Origin of the sequence: Frondihabitans sp. PhB161 (assembly GCF_003814635.1) — a bacterium.
Taxonomy (GTDB): Bacteria; Actinomycetota; Actinomycetes; order Actinomycetales; family Microbacteriaceae; genus Frondihabitans.
Genome location: NZ_RKQW01000001.1, coordinates 377,759 through 396,289 on the forward strand (window position 1 = coordinate 377,759; position 18,531 = coordinate 396,289).

The 18,531-nt window shown below is 66.3% G+C and carries 17 protein-coding genes and 3 tRNA genes; 10 read left to right on the forward strand and 10 right to left on the reverse strand.

Annotated elements, in window-relative coordinates:
- The first annotated feature begins 250 nt into the window (after positions 1–250).
- Positions 251–1,000: a glycosyltransferase family 2 protein gene (locus EDF39_RS01995; RefSeq protein WP_123940048.1), complete on the forward strand. Its 750-nt coding sequence runs from the start codon at positions 251–253 to the stop codon at positions 998–1,000.
- A 79-nt stretch (positions 1,001–1,079) separates the two neighbouring features.
- On the opposite strand, the gene EDF39_RS02000 is transcribed toward EDF39_RS01995, so the two are convergent.
- Positions 1,080–1,166, reverse strand: a tRNA-Leu gene (locus EDF39_RS02000).
- Positions 1,167–1,275: 109 nt separating this feature from the next.
- Between EDF39_RS02000 and EDF39_RS02005 the strand changes: the two genes are divergently transcribed.
- The 7 genes from EDF39_RS02005 (at position 1,276) to pknB (ending at position 10,248) form a co-directional block, all read left to right on the forward strand.
- Positions 1,276–2,001, forward strand: a complete 726-nt coding sequence (locus EDF39_RS02005) for a DUF3662 and FHA domain-containing protein (RefSeq protein ID WP_055964319.1) — start codon at positions 1,276–1,278, stop codon at positions 1,999–2,001.
- On the forward strand, positions 1,998–2,534 hold the full coding sequence (locus EDF39_RS02010) for an FHA domain-containing protein (protein ID WP_123940049.1): 537 nt from the start codon (positions 1,998–2,000) through the stop codon (positions 2,532–2,534). The genes EDF39_RS02005 and EDF39_RS02010 overlap by 4 nt, the downstream gene beginning before the upstream one ends.
- Positions 2,535–2,538: 4 nt before the next feature.
- Positions 2,539–3,783, forward strand: a complete 1,245-nt coding sequence (locus tag EDF39_RS02015; protein WP_123940051.1) for a PP2C family serine/threonine-protein phosphatase — start codon at positions 2,539–2,541, stop codon at positions 3,781–3,783.
- On the forward strand, positions 3,776–5,197 hold the full coding sequence (locus tag EDF39_RS02020; RefSeq protein ID WP_084816302.1) for an FtsW/RodA/SpoVE family cell cycle protein: 1,422 nt from the start codon (positions 3,776–3,778) through the stop codon (positions 5,195–5,197). Before EDF39_RS02015 ends, EDF39_RS02020 begins: the two co-directional genes overlap by 8 nt.
- Positions 5,197–6,651, forward strand: a complete 1,455-nt coding sequence (locus tag EDF39_RS02025; RefSeq protein WP_055964311.1) for a penicillin-binding protein 2 — start codon at positions 5,197–5,199, stop codon at positions 6,649–6,651. Before EDF39_RS02020 ends, EDF39_RS02025 begins: the two co-directional genes overlap by 1 nt.
- On the forward strand, positions 6,648–8,435 hold the full coding sequence (locus EDF39_RS02030) for a protein kinase (protein WP_123940052.1): 1,788 nt from the start codon (positions 6,648–6,650) through the stop codon (positions 8,433–8,435). Before EDF39_RS02025 ends, EDF39_RS02030 begins: the two co-directional genes overlap by 4 nt.
- A gap of 100 nt (positions 8,436–8,535) precedes the next feature.
- Positions 8,536–10,248, forward strand: a complete 1,713-nt coding sequence (pknB, locus tag EDF39_RS02035) for a Stk1 family PASTA domain-containing Ser/Thr kinase (protein ID WP_123940054.1) — start codon at positions 8,536–8,538, stop codon at positions 10,246–10,248.
- A gap of 223 nt (positions 10,249–10,471) precedes the next feature.
- On the opposite strand, the gene EDF39_RS02040 is transcribed toward pknB, so the two are convergent.
- From EDF39_RS02040 to EDF39_RS02045, 3 genes are read right to left on the reverse strand one after another with little or no spacing between them, the layout of a single operon-like run.
- A complete protein-coding gene (locus EDF39_RS02040) occupies positions 10,472–11,110 on the reverse strand; it encodes an aminodeoxychorismate/anthranilate synthase component II (RefSeq protein ID WP_055964305.1) in 639 nt (212 codons plus the stop codon).
- A complete protein-coding gene (locus EDF39_RS17590) occupies positions 11,107–11,268 on the reverse strand; it encodes a hypothetical protein (RefSeq protein WP_194601180.1) in 162 nt (53 codons plus the stop codon). Before EDF39_RS17590 ends, EDF39_RS02040 begins: the two co-directional genes overlap by 4 nt.
- 3 nt (positions 11,269–11,271) lie before the next feature.
- A complete protein-coding gene (locus EDF39_RS02045) occupies positions 11,272–12,045 on the reverse strand; it encodes a class E sortase (protein ID WP_055964302.1) in 774 nt (257 codons plus the stop codon).
- A 72-nt stretch (positions 12,046–12,117) separates the two neighbouring features.
- Here EDF39_RS02045 and EDF39_RS02050 point away from each other — a divergent pair, with 72 nt between their 5' ends.
- Positions 12,118–12,381 carry a cell division protein CrgA gene (locus EDF39_RS02050; RefSeq protein WP_123940056.1) on the forward strand — a complete coding sequence of 88 codons (264 nt, stop codon included), beginning with the start codon at positions 12,118–12,120 and terminating at the stop codon, positions 12,379–12,381.
- Between the two features lie 230 nt (positions 12,382–12,611).
- On the opposite strand, the gene EDF39_RS02055 is transcribed toward EDF39_RS02050, so the two are convergent.
- Together EDF39_RS02055 and EDF39_RS02060 are read right to left on the reverse strand one after the other, a co-directional pair.
- Entirely contained in the window at positions 12,612–13,292 is a 681-nt protein-coding gene (locus EDF39_RS02055) for a rhomboid family intramembrane serine protease (protein WP_123940057.1), read from the reverse strand.
- Between the two features lie 172 nt (positions 13,293–13,464).
- Positions 13,465–14,004 (reverse strand): peptidylprolyl isomerase, encoded by a 540-nt coding sequence (locus tag EDF39_RS02060; protein WP_055964294.1) that lies wholly within the window; start codon positions 14,002–14,004, stop codon positions 13,465–13,467.
- Positions 14,005–14,125: 121 nt separating this feature from the next.
- Between EDF39_RS02060 and EDF39_RS02065 the strand changes: the two genes are divergently transcribed.
- Positions 14,126–14,749, forward strand: coding sequence for a hypothetical protein (locus EDF39_RS02065; RefSeq protein WP_055964291.1), 624 nt, complete (start codon positions 14,126–14,128; stop codon positions 14,747–14,749).
- Between the two features lie 347 nt (positions 14,750–15,096).
- Here EDF39_RS02065 and EDF39_RS02070 read toward each other — a convergent pair.
- From EDF39_RS02070 to gyrA, 4 genes are all read right to left on the reverse strand, one after another.
- Positions 15,097–15,169, reverse strand: a tRNA-Ala gene (locus tag EDF39_RS02070).
- A gap of 74 nt (positions 15,170–15,243) precedes the next feature.
- A tRNA-Ile gene (locus EDF39_RS02075) sits at positions 15,244–15,317 on the reverse strand.
- Between the two features lie 73 nt (positions 15,318–15,390).
- Positions 15,391–15,798, reverse strand: a complete 408-nt coding sequence (locus EDF39_RS02080; protein ID WP_055964288.1) for a DUF3566 domain-containing protein — start codon at positions 15,796–15,798, stop codon at positions 15,391–15,393.
- A complete protein-coding gene (gyrA, locus tag EDF39_RS02085) occupies positions 15,795–18,482 on the reverse strand; it encodes a DNA gyrase subunit A (protein ID WP_084816301.1) in 2,688 nt (895 codons plus the stop codon). The genes EDF39_RS02080 and gyrA overlap by 4 nt, the downstream gene beginning before the upstream one ends.
- Between the last annotated feature and the right edge of the window lie 49 nt (positions 18,483–18,531).

Below are 18,531 nucleotides of genomic sequence, written 5' to 3' on the forward strand. Positions count from 1 at the left end.
CGCATCTCCTCCGGGCGGCGGCACCCTGCCGTTGTCCTGCTCTCTGCCTACGCGCGGACCGGATGTGGCGACGGGGGGTTGACTCCCGGCCCGACTCAGGCGGGGGTCTCGAATACAGCCGAGTCGAGCCGCGACGGGTCGAGCCGCGAGGGGCCGGGCCGAGACCGACCGGAGCGTCTACCGTGCCACCGTGACGCCCCCTCCCGCACCCGCGGGAACGCGCCATGATCGCTTGCCACGGAGCACCGCCATGACCACAACGCCGCCACCGACCGTCTCCGTCGTCATCCCGGTCAAAGACGATGCCATCGTGCTCATCGCTTGCCTGCGGGCACTGTCGATGCAATCGCAGCGAATGCTCGAGATCATCGTCGTCGACAACGGCTCGACGGACGCGAGCGCTCTCGTCGCGACCCGGGCGGGAGCGATCGTGATCCCGGAGTCGAAGCGAGGCATCGCGGCAGCAAGCGGAACCGGCTACGACGCCGCACGAGGCGACATCATCGCCCGGGTCGATGCCGACACCGTCGTGCCGACCGACTGGGTCGAAACCGTAATGAAGGAGTTCGACCGGCGGCCCGACGTGGATGCGGTCACCGGAGGCGCGTACTTTCTCGACGGCCCGACCTGGCTCCGTCGCCCGGCAGCACTGGTCTACTTGGGGGCTTACTTCTTGTTCGCCGGGCTTGCTCTCTCGCACGTGCCCGTCTTCGGTTCCAACCTCGCCATGCGACGTCAGGCCTGGGTGGACGTCCGCGACGAGGTCCACGCTTCGGAGGCCGTCCACGACGACTTCGACCTGTCGTACCACCTCGGTCGACGCCATCGAATCCGGTTTCTCGTGCGTCTGCGCCCGGGCATCTCCATGCGCCCGCTCTTCGACGGCAAGGGCCGTTTGCGGATGCGCCGCGGTCTGCACTCGGTTGTGCTCCACTGGCCGGAGGAGCTGCCTCTCCTCCGGTTTTTGCGCCGACTCGCGCTACGCACCCAGATGCGCTAAGGCCGCTGAAACGCACGAAAAAGGACCAGCCTCTCGGCTGGTCCTCTTCTTGTCGCAGTGCTTCGTGTCTTACTGCTGCTGGTGCGCGAGGGGGGAGTTGAACCCCCACGCCCTTTCGGGCACACGGACCTGAACCGTGCGCGTCTGCCTATTCCGCCACTCGCGCCAGCGTTAGCCGCCTGGGCCAACCTGAAAACGATAGCATGCACCGGCCCCTACTCTTGCAAGGGCAGGGCATCCCCGCGCCCGCATGAGCCACACCGACCAGGAGACCCATGGGACTGCTCGACAACTTCGAACGACGCCTGGAGCGTGCCGTCAACGGCGCCTTCTCCAAGACGTTCCGTTCCGGCGTGCAGCCTCTCGAGATCACCGCGGCCCTCCGGCGCGAGCTCGATGTCAAAGCGGCCGTGGTGTCGCGCGAGCGGATCCTCGCGCCGAACGACTTCCGGGTGAAGCTCGCAGCCCAGGATTTCGCGAAGATGGACGGCATGGGTGCCGCCCTCATCGACGAGCTGCACGCCCTGGTCGAGAAGCACGCGTCGACGCAGAACTACTCGTTCGCCGGGCCCGTTCGCATCGCTCTCGAAGAAGACTCGCAGTTGACGGTGGGGATCATCCGCGTCGAGTCGGCCAATGTGCGCGAAGAGGATGTGACGTGGTCCGGGATCCTCGAGATCGACGGCCGTCGCCACACCCTCCCCAAGGGCCGCACCGTCGTGGGCCGAGGCAGCGAAGCCGACATCACCGTGCAAGACACCGGCACGAGCCGCAAGCACGTCGAATTCGTGTGGGATGGCACGCACGCCCAGGCCACCGATCTGGGGTCGACGAACGGGTCGAAACTCGACGGTCAGGCCCTGACGAAGGCGGTCATCCAGCCGGATTCCGTCATTCAAATCGGTCGTACGCGTATCGTGTTCCGAGTGCTTCCCGTCTCGACGCCCCCTCGCGGCTCCGCCGACCCCGGTCGAAGCGGCTCGTCCGGAGGCCGCCGATGACCTCTGAGCTGACTCTCCTTGCCCTCCGCCTCGCGTTCATCGTGGTGCTGTGGCTGTTCATCTTCTTCATCGTCTACGCCCTCCGCAGCGACCTGTTCGGTCAGCGTGCCAAGCGTCTTCCGGCCGACCAGCAGGCCCAGAGCCACCAGGGCGCAGGATCCGCGGCCACGCCGCCCACCCCGACGCCCCAGGTCGCACCCAGCGCACCTCGCACCCCGCCGCCGTCCGCCCCGGCCGGTGCAGCGGCAACCCGCCTCGTGATCACCAAGGGCGCTAAGAACGGCCTCGAGATGCCTCTCGGCGACGGGCCCCTGACGATCGGCCGCTCCAACGAGAGCAACCTGATCATCCGCGACGACTACACCTCGACCCACCACGCCCGACTCATGCTGTGGAACGGCCGCTGGGTGATCCAGGACCTCGACTCCACGAACGGCACGTTCCTGAACGGCGAGCGCATCACCGTCCCGACCCCCGTCCCGTCGAACGCCACGATCACCATCGGCACCACGAGCTTCGAGTTGCGGCGGTAACCGGGTGACGTCGTCGATCAAAAGCGCCGCCCTCTCCAATGTCGGAAAGATCCGGGCCAACAACCAGGATTCCGGTTACGCGGGCAACCACCTCTTCGTCGTGGCCGACGGCATGGGTGGGCACGCGGGCGGTGACGTCGCTTCGGCGATCGCGATCCGGCGCATTCGCGAGACCGACAAGGTCTACAGCTCGTCGGGCGACGCGGAGTTCGCTCTGCAGTCGTCTCTGATCGCCGCGAACCAACTTCTAGCCGAGACCGTGTTCGAGCACCCCGAGCTCACCGGCATGGGCACGACGGTCAGCGCGATGATGCGGGTCGGCGACAGCATCGCCATCGCGCACATCGGCGACTCGCGCATCTACCTCTACCGCGAGGGGGAGCTCAGCCAGATCACGGCCGATCACACCTTCGTGCAGCGTCTCGTCGACTCCGGCCGGATCACCCCGGAGGAGGCCGCCGTGCATCCGCGGCGCTCCGTGCTGATGCGCGTGCTCGGCGATGTCGACGCGGCTCCCGAGATCGACACCGCGACCCTCGGCACGCAGCCGGGCGACCGCTGGCTCATCTGCTCCGACGGGCTCTCGAGCTACCTGGCCGAGGATCGCATCCGCAAGGCCCTCGCCTCCGGCCTCGACGCCGAGGCCGTGTCGCGTCGCCTCGTCAAAGAGACCCTTGACCACGGTGCCCCCGACAACGTCACCGTCGTGGTCGTCGATGTCGACGACGACGACTCGTCGGCCGCCGACCAGCCCACGACCGTCGGCTCGGCCGCGGCGCCGCTGACCTTCGAGGGCCAGGAGGGTCGACGACCGCTGCGCCTCTCGTCGATCCTCGTGCACCCGCTCAAGGTCGCGACCACGCCCGAAGACAGTCACTTCGAGCCGGAGTCCGACGAGTACCTGGCCGAGCTCATCGCCGAAGACCGTCGCCGCGCCCGTCGCCGACGCATCACCTGGCTCGCCGCCCTCGTGATCGCCATCCTCATCGTGGCCGTCGGTGTGTTCTCGACCTACCGCTGGACCCAAGACCACTACTACGTCGGCGAGCAAGACGGCACCGTCGTCATCTACAAGGGTGTGCAGCAGGCCCTCGGCCCGATCAAGCTGTCGAGCGTCTACGAGACGACGACAGTCTCGGTCTTCGGGCTCTCCGCGTACAACCGCCAGACCGTCGACAGCACCATCAACGCCGACAACCTCAGCGACGCCCGCATGATCGTCGAGAGATTGGCGAAGTCCGGTGAGTGACAGCGCTACAGAGGCCATCAGCAAGCCCACCAACCCGGGCGGCAAGGCCCAGAACCTCACGCAGGCGATCTCGATCCGTCTGCGGCAGCCGGCCAGGCTCCGCAACATAGAGCTCGGTCTGCTGCTCATCGCCTGCGGAATCGCCGTGGGCGCGCTCGTGCTGGTGCAGCTCGGTGCCCTCGGCGAACTGCGGACCGACGTGCTCTGGTCCGAGATCATCATCCTGGTGCTCGCCCTGGTGCTCCACGTCATCCTGCGCGTCGTGGCGCGGGAGGCCGATCCGTTCCTGGTTCCGATCGCGCTGACCCTCAACGGCCTCGGTATCGCCGAGATCTACCGCATCGACATCGCCTCGTGGACGACCCAGAATCCCACCCACGCGGGTGAGCGGCAGATCCTCTGGACCACGGCCGCGCTGATCATCGCGATCGCCGTGCTTCTCGTGATCCGCAACTACCGCGTGCTCGCGCGCTACCGCTACATCGCGATGTTCATCTCGATCGTCTTCCTCCTCCTCCCCCTTGTGCCGGGTCTCGGTCGTCGCGGTCTCGCCGCGCGCGTGTGGATCGACGTCGGGCCCCTGTCGTTCCAGCCCGGGGAGATCGCCAAGATCACGCTCGCGATCTTCTTCGCCGGCTACCTCGTCCAGGCGCGCGACAGCATCTCGCTGATGGGCCCGAAAATCCTCGGCATGCGCTTTCCGCGGGCCCGCGACCTCGGCCCGATCCTCATCATCTGGGCCGTCGCCATGCTCGTGCTGATCTTCGAGCGCGACCTCGGTACCTCGCTGCTCTACTTCGGCCTCTTCGTCGTGATGATCTACGTCGCCACGGGCAAGGGCTCCTGGGTGATCCTCGGCATGATCCTCTTCGTCGGCGGGGCGCTCGTCGCCGCCCTCACGATGAGCTACGTGCACGGCCGCTTCGAGGCCTGGCTCGACCCGTTCTCGACGGAGGCCTACAACCGCATCGGCGGCAGCTTCCAGCTCGTGGCGGGGCTGTTCGGGCTCGCCAACGGCGGTCTGATCGGCACCGGTTTCGGCCAGGGCAGCCCGCAGACGACGCCGCTCGCTCAGAGCGACTACATCATCGCCTCCCTCGGCGAAGAGCTCGGTCTGGCCGGTCTCGTTGCCATCCTGGCGCTGTATCTGCTGCTCGTGTCGCGCGGGTTCCGCATCGGCTTCGTCGGGCAGGACGACTTCGGCAAGCTGCTCGGCGTGGGGCTCGCGTTCGCGATGGCCCTGCAGGTCTTCGTCGTCATGGGCGGAGTCACCCGGGTCATCCCCCTGACCGGGCTGACGATGCCGTTCCTCGCCGCGGGTGGTTCGTCGCTCCTCTCGAACTGGATCATCGTCGCGCTGCTCCTGCGTCTCTCCGACGGTGTCCGCAGCGGCCCGAGGATGGTGGTCGGCTGATGAACAAAGAACTCAAGCGCGTGAGCGTGGTCGTCCTGGCCATGTTCATCGCCCTCCTCGCCTCGAGCACGTACATCACCGGCATCCAGGCCGACTCGCTGAAGTCCGACTCGCGCAATACGCGAGCGATTCTGCAGAGCTACTCGGCCCAGCGCGGCGCGATTCTCGTCGACGGTCAGGCCGTCGCCGAGTCGAAGCCCGTCGATGACCAGTACAAGTTCCTCCGCACCTACTCCGACGGCGACCTCTACTCGCCCGTCACCGGCTATTACACCCTCGGCGAGGGCTCGACGGGCATCGAGAGCGCCCTCAACAAGCAGCTCTCCGGCACGTCCAACTCGCAGTTCTTCGACAAGCTCAACTCGCTCCTCACCGGCAAAGACCCCGAGGGCGCCTCGGTAAACACGACGATCGACGCCACCGTGCAGAAGGTCGCCTACGACGCCCTCGGCGACAACACGGGGTCGGTCGTGGCGATCGAGCCGTCGACCGGCAAGATCCTCGCCATGGTGTCGAAAGGGTCCTACGACCCCAACGCTCTCGCCAGCCACGACCGGGCCAGTGTGCTCAAGGCGTACGACTCGCTGATCAACGACTCGACGCAGCCGCTCATCAACCGGGCGATCCAGGGCAACCTGTACTTCCCCGGATCCACGTTCAAACTGGTCGTCGCGGCCGCCGCCTTCGAAAGCGGCAGCTATACCAAAGACTCGAAGCTCGACAACCCCGCATCACTGAAGCTCCCCGGCTCGACCTTCCGCATCACGAACGCCGAGGGCGGATCCTGCGGTGGTGGGTCGAAGGTGACCATCGAGACCGCACTGATCGACTCGTGCAACATCCCCTTCGCCGAACTCGGAGCGAAGCTCGGGTACGACCGCATCAACGACATGGCGAAGGCATTCGGCTTCGACACGGCGTTCGAGATTCCGCAGACGACGGCGAAGAGCGTGTTCCCCGAGACCTCCGACACCGCCACGCTGATGCTGCAGTCGTTCGGCCAGGGCAGCGTGCGTGAGAGCCCGCTCCAGGTCGCGATGATCACGGCGGCCATCGCGAACGGCGGGCAAGAGATGACGCCCACGCTCATCGACAACATCGTGAACCCCGACCTCTCGACCCTGCAAGACTTCCAGGCCGACGAATTCGGTCAGCCGATCAGCGCCGAGACGGCGTCGACCCTGACCGAGCTGATGACGGAGGTCGTCACCAAGGGCACGGGAACCAATGCAAGAATTGACGGCGTCGACGTGGCCGGCAAGACGGGGACTGCCGAGAACGGCACGGGCGACCCGTACACGCTCTGGTTCACAGGATTCGCTCCGGCGAACGACCCCAAGGTGGCCGTCGCGGTCGTCGTGGGGAACGGCGGAGGACAGGGACAATCCGGTGTCGGCAACAGCATTGCCGCGCCGATAGCAAAGCAAGTCATGGAGGCGGTGCTCAACAAATGAGGCCATACAGCGGACTCACTCTCGGCGGACGCTACGAGCTGTCGTCCCGTGTCGCGATCGGCGGCATGGGCGAAGTGTGGCAAGCCACCGACCTCGTCATCGGTCGTACCGTCGCGATCAAGATCTTGAAAGACGAGTACCTGGGCGACCCCGGGTTCCTCGAACGCTTCCGCGCCGAGGCGCGTCACGCCGCTCTCGTCAACCACGAGGGCATCGCCAACGTCTTCGACTACGGCGAAGAAGAGGGCAGCGCCTACCTCGTCATGGAGCTGGTGCCCGGCGAAGCCATGTCGACCGTGCTCGAGCGCGACCGCGTGCTTCCGACCGACAAGGTGCTCGACATCGTCGCCCAGACGGCGTCGGCGCTTCAGGCTGCCCACGCGGCGGGCCTCGTCCACCGCGACATCAAGCCCGGCAACCTGCTCGTCACCCCCGACGGCCGCGTCAAGATCACCGACTTCGGTATCGCGCGGATCGCTGACCAGGTGCCCCTCACCGCCACCGGCCAGGTCATGGGCACGGTGCAGTACCTTTCCCCCGAGCAGGCGTCAGGCCACCCCGCCTCCCCCTCGACCGACATCTACTCGCTCGGAATCGTGGCGTACGAGGCCCTCGCCGGCCGGCGACCCTTCACCGGCGAATCGCAGGTCGCCATCGCGATGGCGCAGATCAACGAGACGCCGCCCGACCTCCCGAGCACGATCCCGGAGGCCGTGCGCAAGCTCGTCTACTCGTGCATCGCCAAGAAGCCCGCCGAGCGACCCGCATCGGCCTCCGCGCTGGCCCAAGCGGCGCGCGCCCTGCGTCGGGGCGACGTCGCGGCAGCCACCGCGGCCGTACCGATGCTCGGCGTCGGAGGCAACGGCGATGCTGCGACGCAGGTCTTCGCGGCGCAAGACGCTGCGACCAGGATGATGCCGGCGCCCGAGCGCCAGGCACCTCCGACCGCAGCCACGCTGGGCTTAGGATCCTCGTCCACCGGTCTCAACGACACCGTCGACGGAGACGAGCCCGAGAAGAAGAAGCGCAGCGCCTGGTTCTGGCCTCTTATCGTGCTCCTCATCATCGCCGTCGTCGGCGGCCTCGCTTTCGCCGCCATCTCGCTGACCAACGGCGACAAGCCGCAGACGACGACGAGCTCGACGCCCGCGGCGACCAAATCGTCGAAGCCAAAGCCCTCGCCGACGCCGACCCAGACCCCCCTCGCCGACAGCGCCGTGATCAACGGCGCCGACTACACCGGCAAGAACGTCGACGAGGTGCAGGCGTCTCTCGGGCGCCTCGGCTTCCAGACGACGATCTCGCCCGACTCGTCGCCGGCACCCACGGCCGCGCAAGAGAACCAGGTGTATCGCGTGTCTCCGACGGGGCTCGTCAAGAAGACCGAAGAGATCGTGCTCTACGCCTACACGGCCGCTCCGACCGCCGGTGATCCCGGCGCTCCCACGGCTGCGCCGACCGCGATCGACACCACGCAGCAGGCAGTCGTCACGATCCCGACCTACACGGGCTGCCCCGCCGGATACTCGGTCACCGGCTTCACCTACTCGATCTCGGGCGGAACCGACTCGGCCGGCAAGACGAAGAACACCGTCGGCGCCAATGCGACGAGCGTGACCGTGCAGTCGTCTGACGTGGGCACCCTCACGTTCACCTATCAGGCCAAGTGCGGTTCGTCGGTGACCTCGCCTTCGTCGGCGGGCGTCTCGATCACTGTCACCGCGGCCCCCACCACACCGACCGAGGATCCCACGACCCCGGCCAGCGACCCCGCAGACGGCTGATTTCACTCCGGTCTCGATCGGCCGCGACGCGCACCGGCTCCGACTCACACGGTCCCGCCCAGGTAGACTGGTCGGGACCGTGGCAGTGGGAGGGCAATTCGTGGCTGAAGGCGTGACCGAGGGGATCAGCCTCCTCGCCAACCGTTACCAGATCGGTCACCTGATCGGTCACGGCGGTATGGCCAACGTCTACATGGGCACCGACAGCAGGCTGGGCCGCCAGGTGGCGATCAAGCTGATGAAGTCGCAGCTCGCCTCCGATCCCGCCTTCCGCACTCGCTTCCGGCAAGAAGCCCAGGCGGCAGCCCGCATGGCCCACCCGACCATCGTGCGCGTCTTCGACGCCGGCGAAGAGCAGACCCGCGACTCCATGGGCAACACGGTTCTCGTGCCCTACATCGTCATGGAGTACGTCGAGGGTCGACTCCTCAAAGACATCGTCGCCGAAGGCCCCCTCGACCCCAAAGAGGCCGTCCGCGTCACCGAGGGCATCCTGACCGCCCTCGAATACTCGCACCGGGCCGGCGTCGTCCACCGCGACATCAAGCCCGGCAACGTGATGCTGACCCACACCGGCCAGGTCAAGGTGATGGATTTCGGTATTGCCCGAGCCGTCTCCGACTCGGCGGCCACGGTCGCGCAGACCACCGCAATTCTCGGCACCGCCCAATACTTCAGTCCCGAACAGGCCCGCGGCGAGACCGTCGACGCCCGCTCCGATCTCTACTCCACCGGAGTCCTCCTCTTCGAGCTCCTGACGGGGCGACCGCCGTTCCGCGGCGACTCCCCCGTCGCCGTCGCGTACCAGCACGTCAGCGAGCCGCCCGTGCCGCCGAGCGTCATCAACCCGGCCGTGTCGCCCGCTCTCGACGCCGTCACGCTTCACGCCCTGGCGAAGAACCGCTTCGACCGGTTTCAGAGCGCCGCCGAGTTCCGCAACGACGTCGTCGACGCGGGTGCCGGTCACCTTCCGGCCCGCCGTCAGCACGTCGACGTCACCTCCCCCGACACCACGCTGTTCGGAGTCAATCCGCGCGCTGCCGTCGGCTCCGAAGCGGCGCTCAAAGAGCTCGACAGCACAGACGCGAATCGGCCCTCCCGCACCCAGACCAGGCCTCCGGTCGCATGGATCTGGGCGGGCATCGTGCTCGTCGTCATCATCGTCGTTGCCGTCGTCGTCTGGGTCGGCCGTCTCTCGCCGGTCGAGCTCCCCACCAACGCCGGCGTCGAGGTGCCGATCATCTCCTCCGAGTCGTACGACGCCGGGGCTGCCGAACTCACCAAGCTCGGCCTCGTCCCCGACCGCAACGACATCGCCAGCGACTCGGTCGACGAAGGCGACATCATCAAGACCTCGCCGGTGGCGGGCACCAACGTCGCCAAAGACGAGACCATCAGTGTCTATGTGTCGTCCGGCCCCGCGTCGGTGAATGTGCCCGACGTCTCAGGCAAGTCGACCGACGACGCCTGGTCAGAGATCACCGGTCTCGGCCTTCAGCAGGGCTCTGTCAGCCAGCAAGACAGCCCGACGGTACCCGCCGGCAACGTGATCCAGACGACGCCCGAGTCGGGCACGAGCGTCGACGTCGGCAGCACCATCGACCTCGTCGTCTCGAGTGGCACCGTCGCCGTTCCCGACGTGACGGGCAAACCCGTCGCCGACGCGATGTCGACGCTGAACACGTTGGGCCTCCAGGTGAAGACCGTGGCCGACGGCACCTGCACCGGCAACGTGGTCAAGACCCAAGACCTCCCGGTCGGCGAGCAGCCGCAGGGCTCCACGATCACGCTGACGATCTGCAGCGGCTCGTAGTACCGGGCGTCTGAGGCTCGGCTGTTCGGCTGCTCCTTGCCGCCTGGACCCCCCTGTTCGGCGCAGACCCGCCCAGCCGGCCTGAACCCGCCGCCTAGGTCACGGGCGTGAGCCGATCGTGCGGGTGTGTGCCGAAAAGACGTGTCTGAGCCGGTCTAGCGGGCGTGGAACGGCCTCGCGGGCCCGGGTTACACCCCAGCTCGGCAAAGCTCACCCACCGGCCCTACCCGAGGTTGACGAGCGGGCTCAAGCCTTTCGCGGCCTCGACAGCGGACGGAAGCCCGGCCACCGAGAGCCAGTTGCCGACCATGCTGTAGCCGCCCTCGGTGAGCACCGACTCGGGGTGGAACTGCACGCCGAACACGGGCGCGTCGCGATGCCGCAGACCCATGATGACCCCGCCGGTGGTGCGGGAGGTGACCTCGAGCACCTGGGGCACGGTGGAGTCGACGACTGCGAGCGAGTGGTAGCGCGTTGCCAGGAACGGCTGGGGAACGTTGTCGTAGAAGGAGCTGTCGTCGTGCTCGACCCTCGAGGTCTTGCCGTGCATGAGCTCTTCGGCGTGGGTGACGGTCGCACCCATGGCCTCGGCGATCGCCTGGTGGCCGAGACAAACGCCGAGAAGAGGCTTGTCGACCGCGAGAGCGGCGTGGACGACGTCGACGGACACGCCGGCAGCGGCAGGAGTGCCCGGGCCGGGCGACAGCAGAACGCCGTCGTACTCGGCGATCCGTGCGGCGGCCTCCCCCGCGGTGAACGAGTCGTTGCGCACGACGTCTGTTTCGGCCCCGAGCTGGTGCAGGTAGCCGTTCAGCGTGTAGACGAAACTGTCGTAGTTGTCGATGACGAGAATGCGCGTCATGAAGAACCCACTGTCACTTCAGGCGAATCGATGAACGAGTCGGCGTACGGGAATGCCCAGGTGACCAGGGCGTAGAGAATCGCGGCGAGGAGCACGAGGAGGATGAGAACGCGAACCCACCACGGGCCGGGGAGAACGCGCCAAAGTGCGGAGTACATGCGTCAGCCCTTCACCAGCGACTTGATCTCAGACGGGGCGCCGGCCGAGAAGGGCCGCCAGGAGTCGAAGACACCGTAGGCGATGATTCGCTCGGCCGCGCTGAACTTCGGATTGCAGCTCGTCAGCGTGATGAGTCGATCGCCCGACGTCGTGTCGACCTTCGGTGCGTCGGGAACCTGCTGCAGAACCTGAATCTGAGTGGGCTGCACGTATTGCAGATTGCGGAACGTGTAGGTGTAGTAGCCGGTCTTCGTCTGCACGTAGAAGTGATCGCCCACTTTGAGCTCGGCGATATTGGCGAAGGGCGCCCCATGCGTCGTCCGGTGGCCGGCGATCGCGAAGTTGCCCACGGCACCCGGCATCTGCGAGGAGTCGTAATGCCCGGCATCGCCCTTGTCGAGGGTCTGCGCCGTGCCCGTGCCCCCGGCGAGAGGTACGCGGTAGTCGGAGCCGAAGCGAGGCACGTAGAGCACACCGAAGTCGACGCCGTCGGCTGGCTTCGGAGTCACCTTGGGCTTGCTGCTGTCGAACGTGACGTTGTTCGACCCGACCGGCGGTGCCGCGTCGTGCAGCTGCTCGCTGATCTTGGACGCCTGATCGCGAGTGCCCTGCGCGACGACGATGTCGTTGAACCACTGCTGCCAGACGATGAAGAGGAGCACGACGACGCCCATGGTGATGAGCACCTCGCCCAGAACACCGATCACCGACGTGCGGCGCCGCTGCGAACGGCGACGGGCGCGTCTGCTGGCGGCGGGTGCTTCTAAATCGGACATGCCCTGATTCTACGGGCGCGAAGTTGCAACGCAGAGGCTATCCACAGACCCCCTACCGGTACACTTCTGCCCATGGCCAGAGAGAAGAAGACCACCGCGAGCACCTCGCGAGCCGTCGGCACGACCGCAACCGACTCCCAGTCGAACGCCAACCAGCCGAATGCCGTCTGGTTCAAGCCCGTCATGTTCGGCTTCATGCTGCTCGGTCTCGCCTGGATCATCGTCTACTACGTCAGCCAGACCGTCTACCCCGTGCCGTCGCTCGGCACCTGGAACATCCTCGTCGGCTTCGGCATCATGTTCATCGGCTTCCTGATGACGACCCGCTGGCGCTGACCTACCGCCCAAAGTCTGACCAGTTCGGCCGGGTTCGGCCCGACGCGAAGCCGGCCCTGTGGCCGGTGCGATCGCGGTTTTGCCCGGATCCTTGTCATTCATAACGGGGTGTCTTACACCGGTGTAACTATCCCCAATGTGGATGAACCTGTGGATAACTCTGCCAAGCACCCTGCGAACAAGAAACGCCCCGCTCCTCATTGAGGAGCGGGGCGTTTTCGCGTGACGACTTAGGCGGCCAGGCCGACCAGTGACGCCGAACGGACCAGCAGGATCGCGAGCAGGGCGACCGCCAGCCCACCGGCAAGCAGGCGTTGCTGCATCGCCTGCGACCGGTGCTGAGTACGCATGTAGATGAGGGCCGTCAGGGCCCCGATCGCGGCGGCACCGATGTAGTTCTGCCACGGAGTACCGAAGAAGATGCCAATGACGACGTTGAGGGCGATGATCACCAGAATCTGAACCGCCTGCTCGCCGCGAGACCGCAGAATCACGTAGAACGCCCCGAAGAGGCCGAACATGGCCGCTCCGCTAATCAACACGGGCTGATACGGGAAGAACAAGGAGGCCGCGACCTCGGCGCCCAAAGCACCGAGCAGGTAGAGCCCGATGTAGCGAACCCGGCCGAGCTGCTGCTCGATCATCTGGCCGAACGCCCACAGCATGTAGACGTTAAAGGCCAGCTGGATGATCGAACTCAGACCGCCGTAGACGAAGATGCCCGTGAGCATCCGCCACGGTTCGGTGAGAGCGCCCGCTCCATAGAAGAGCAGAGCGCCCTGGGCCGACGGGACGAGGCTCACCAGGAACCCGAGCACCGACAACCCCATCAGCGCATACGTCGCCGTAGGGCCGCCCGAGGTGGCGAGGCTGTTCATGCGGGTGACGACCTGCGGCCTCACCTTGGGCATGTTGCCGCGTGCCTCGCGGACGCACTCCGGGCAGTGCACTCCCACTGCGGCTGGCGTCTGGCACTGCGTGCAGATCGTCCGGCCGCACCGCTGGCAGAGAATGAAGCTCTGCCGATCGGGGTGGCGATAGCAGAAGTTATCGGAGTTGCGCGGGATGTTCGTCACCGAAGGGTCAGACCTCGTCGATCGTGACGCTCTCGATCACGACGTCTTTCAGCGGCTTGTCGCGCGCGTCGGTGTCGACGGCCTGGATGGCATCGACGACCTTCTTCGACTCGGGGTCGGAGACCACGCCGAAGATGGTGTGCTTGCCCTGGAGCCACGGGGTCGCGACGGTGGTGATGAAGAACTGCGAGCCGTTGGTGCCCTTGCCGCCGCGGGTGCCCGCGTTGGCCATGGCGAGGATGTAGGGCTCCTTGAAGGTGAGCTCGGGGTGGATCTCGTCGTCGAAGTTGTAGCCGGGGCCGCCGGTGCCCTGGCCGAGCGGGTCGCCGCCCTGGATCATGAAGTCAGGGATGATGCGGTGGAAGACGACGCCGTCGTAGAGGTTGTCTTTCGACACCTTGCCCGTGCTCGGGTGAGTCCACTCGATGGTGCCGGTGGCGAGGCCGGTGAAGTTGGCGACGGTCTTGGGGGCGTGGTTGCCGTACAGATCGACCTTGATGGGGCCGAGGGTGGTGGTGATGGTGGCGACAGCGGTGTGCGTAGACATGTGTCCGATTCTTTCACAGCGACATGATGATTCAGTCGTCCCCCAGACATCATCCTGTGACCTATCAGGGGAGCCCGTGCCAAGATAGGCGCAACGCCGCAGGAACCATAAGGGAGAGCACATGGCCACGTCACGCAAGAGCACACGCGAACTGAAGAAGCTCCGGAGCGACGCCGCCGGCATCTGGGGTGAGCAGCGCGAGCTTCTCGGCCACGCCGGTGAATTCTGGAAGGCCGCAGGCGCCGAAGCCGCCGAGCGCGCTAAGAACGACCTGGCACCCCGAGTCAAGGCCGCCTACGACGCTCAGGTCAAGCCTGCCGTGTCGACCGGTGTCGCCAACGCCTCCGTGGCAGCCACGCACGCCAAAGACCGTCTGAAGAACGACGTGGCTCCGGCTGTGTCGGCCGCCGTGGCCTCGAGCCCGCTGGCCGAGCACATCGACCTCGACGAGCTCCTCAAGAGCGGCAAGAAGCTCAGCAAGAAGGCCAAGCGCAAGGCCCTGAAGAAGGCCGCGCAGCAGGCTCGCAAGCACCCCAAGGCCACGAAGAACATCGCGAAGACGGTTCTCAAGGCCAAGAAGCTTCAGAAGAAGACGCAGAAGAAGAAGGGCCTGGGCAAGGGTGGGGTCTTCCTCATCATCCTGGGCGTGGTCGGCCTCGGCGCCGTCATCTATGCGGCAGCTCAGACGCTCCGCGCCGACGACGAGCTGTGGGTTGCCGACGACGAAGACAGCCCCAAGGCCTGATCGTCGCGTCACCGCATCGAAGGCTCGCATCCTCACAGGGGTGCGGGCCTTCGTCGTTCCCAGGGCAGTCTCCGACCTCAGGATCCGGCGGCCCCGCCCCCAGGCCTCTGCCCGCCGGGCGCTGCCCCGGGACTGCCACCCCGCCCCCGCCTCGCCTCGCCTCGCCTACGCCCCGCGCCTCTGCCCGCCAGGCCGCGAGAGTGCGCAATGGGGCCCTCCGGCGCTCCCTGGGCCCCCATCTATGTACTCTCGCCCGCACGAGCGAAGCGAGTGCGGCGGCGAAGCCGCCAGACCAGCACAGAACCTACTGCGAGCCCGAGCGAAGCGAGGGCGAGTAGAACAAACTGTGGAGCCTGGGAGAATCGAACTCCCGACATCCTGCTTGCAAAGCAGGCGCTCTACCAACTGAGCTAAGGCCCCGGTCACTGACCAGGAGCGGCACCGAATGGTGCCTGGTCTTGGGGGTGTTTCTTCAGTGTCGTGAAGAGACACCGTGGGGCTAATAGGACTTGAACCTATGACCTCTTCGTTATCAGCGAAGCGCTCTAACCGCCTGAGCTATAGCCCCCTGGACCGAATAAGACAGTACCTTATTCGGCCCGATTCACTAAATCGAGCGGGGCCTCTGAGTCCCGGCTGGATCAGTTGTTCGTGAAACCGACGAGCAGACCGCCGGTGATGCGCACGCTCAGGTTGTACAGGAGCGCGGCGATGGCACCGAGGACGGTGCCGATCACGATGTTGAGGATCGCGACGACGATCGCGAACAGCATGACCTGCCCGATCGAGAGGGTGTCTTGGAGCGTGAAGCCCTTGTCGCCGAGAACCTCTTGGAGCAGCTTGTCGACGGTGTCGAAGATGCCGAGACGCGTGAGGATCACGTACACGAGGAACGTGGCGACGACGGTGATGATGCCGAGGGCGACGGCGATCAGGAACGACAGCTTCACGGTCGACCAGAAGTCGATGTAAACGAGCTTCAGTCGCACCTGCTTTGTTCCGACTGGCTTCTTGGCTTTGCTCTGCAGTTTTTCTGCGACGCTAGTCATGCTTCGGTCGTGTCCTCTCCGGCGGTCTCACCCGTGGTGTCGGGCGATGTGTCGGTGCCCTCGACGCTGTCGGCGTCGGAGGACACTGTATCTACAGTGTCACCTTCCGCGCTGGCAGCGCCTCCGTCTACGGTCGCATCTTCGATCGCCGTCTCGTCGTCGGGCCCCTCGAGGTTTCGCTCGGTGTTGCGCGCGACGGCGATGATCCGGTCGTCGGCGGCGAACCGCGCGAAGACGACTCCCATGGTGTCGCGGCCCTTGGCCGGCACCTCAGAGACCGCCGAGCGGACGACCTTGCCGCCCGACAGAACGACCAGCACCTCGTCGTCTTCGGAGACGATCATGGCTCCGGCCAGGTCGCCACGCGCCTCGGCCAGCTTGGCGACCTTGATGCCCAGCCCACCGCGGTTCTGGATGCGGTACTGGTCGGCGGCAGTGCGCTTGGCGTAGCCGCCCTCGGTCACGACGAACACGAATCCTTCTTCGCCGACCACCGATGCGGAGAGCAGCGAGTCGTCGTCGCGGAAGGTCATGCCCTTGACGCCGGAGGTCGAACGACCCATCGGCCGGAGTGACTCGTTCGTCGCGGTGAAGCGGAGCGACATGCCGTGACGCGAGACAAGGAGGAGGTCGTCGTGCTCGTCGACCAGCAGCGCGGACACGAGCTCGTCACCCTCGCGGAGGTTGATGGCGATGATGCCGCCGGTGCGGTTGGTGTCGTACTCGGTGAGGGCCGTCTTCTTGATGAGACCCTCGCGCGTCGCGAGCACGAGGTAGTCTGCGACCTCGTAGTCGGGGATGTCGAGCACCTGCGAGATCTCTTCGTCGGGCTGCATGGCGAGGAAGTTTGCCACGTGCTGGCCCTTAGCGTCGCGGCCGGCCTCCTGCAGCTCGTAGGCCTTGGCGCGGTAGACGCGGCCCTTGGTCGTCAGGAACAGCAGCCAGTGGTGCGTGGTCGTGACGAAGAAGTGCTCCACGACGTCGTCTGCGCGCAGCTGGGCACCCTTGACGCCCTTGCCACCGCGGTGCTGCGAGCGGTAGCTGTCGCTCTTGGTGCGCTTGACGTAGCCGCCGCGCGTGAGCGTGACCACCATCTCCTCTTCGGGGATGAGGTCTTCGACGCTCATGTCGCCGTCGAACCCGAACATGATCTCGGTGCGACGGTCGTCGCCGAACTTGTCGGTGATGGCCTTGAGCTCGTCGCCGATGATGGTGCGCTGACGCTCCGGCTTGGCGAGGATGTCTTTGAAGTCGAGGATCTTGCGCTCGAGCTCGTCGTGCTCGTCTTGGATCTTCTGGCGTTCGAGAGCCGCGAGGCGACGGAGCTGCATGGCGAGGACGGCGTTCGCCTGGAGCTCGTCGATGTCGAGCAACTCGATGAGGCCGGTGCGGGCCTCGTCGACAGTCGGCGAACGACGGATCAGGGCGATGACCTCGTCGAGGGCATCGAGCGCCTTGATGTAACCGCGGAGGATGTGCGCGTCGGCCTCGGCCTTGCGGAGTCGGAACGAGGTACGACGCACGATGACCTCGACCTGGTGGTCGACCCACGCCGAGATGAAGCCGTCGAGCGGAAGCGTGCGGGGCACGCCGTCGACGATGGCGAGCATGTTCGCGCCGAAGTTCTCTTGGAGCGAGGTGTGCTTGTAGAGGTTGTTCAGCACAACCTTCGCGACGGCGTCGCGCTTGAGCACGATCACCAGACGCTGGCCGGTGCGACCGGAGGTCTCGTCGCGGATGTCGGCGATTCCGGCGACACGACCCTCGCGAACGAGGTCGGCGATCTTGATCGCGAGGTTGTCGGGGTTGACCTGGTACGGCAGCTCGGTGACGACGAGGCAGGTGCGACCCTGGATCTCTTCGACGCTGACGACCGCGCGCATGGTGATCGAACCACGACCCGTGCGGTAGGCGTCGTGGATGCCGCGAACGCCGAGGATCTGCGCTCCGGTCGGGAAGTCGGGGCCCTTGATGCGCTGCATGAGCGCCTCGAGGAGCTCTTCGCGCGTGGCCTCGGGGTTGTCGAGGTACCACTGCGCTCCCGCGGCGACCTCACGGAGGTTGTGCGGAGGGATGTTCGTCGCCATGCCGACGGCGATGCCGACCGAGCCGTTGACGAGGAGGTTCGGGAACCGTGCCGGGAGAATGGCGGGCTCTTGCGTGCGACCGTCGTAGTTGTCTTGGAAGTCGACGGTGTCTTCGTCGATGTCGCGGACCATCTCGAGCGCGAGCGGGGCCATGCGCGTCTCGGTGTATCGCGGAGCCGCGGCGCCGTCGTTTCCCGGCGATCCGAAGTTGCCCTGGCCGTGGGCGAGCGGGTAGCGGAGGCTCCACGGCTGAACGAGACGCACCAGCGCGTCGTAGATCGCCGAGTCACCGTGCGGGTGGAAGTTGCCCATCACGTCGCCGACGACGCGGGCGCACTTCGAGAAGGCGCGATCGGGGCGGTAGCCGCCGTCGAACATCGCGTAGATCACACGGCGGTGAACCGGCTTGAGGCCGTCGCGCACCTCGGGGAGCGCTCGCCCCACGATCACGCTCATCGCGTAGTCGAGGTAAGAGCGCTGCATCTCGAGCTGGAGGTCGACCGCTTCGATGCTGTCGCGCTTCAGCTGCGCCGCGAACTGTGCCGGCTCGACACCCTCGGGGATGCCGCCGGTGGTGTCGTCTGTCTCGTCTGCCATCAGGTGTTTTCTTTCGGTAGCCGGCCCATCGGATCCTTCGATCGGCCTG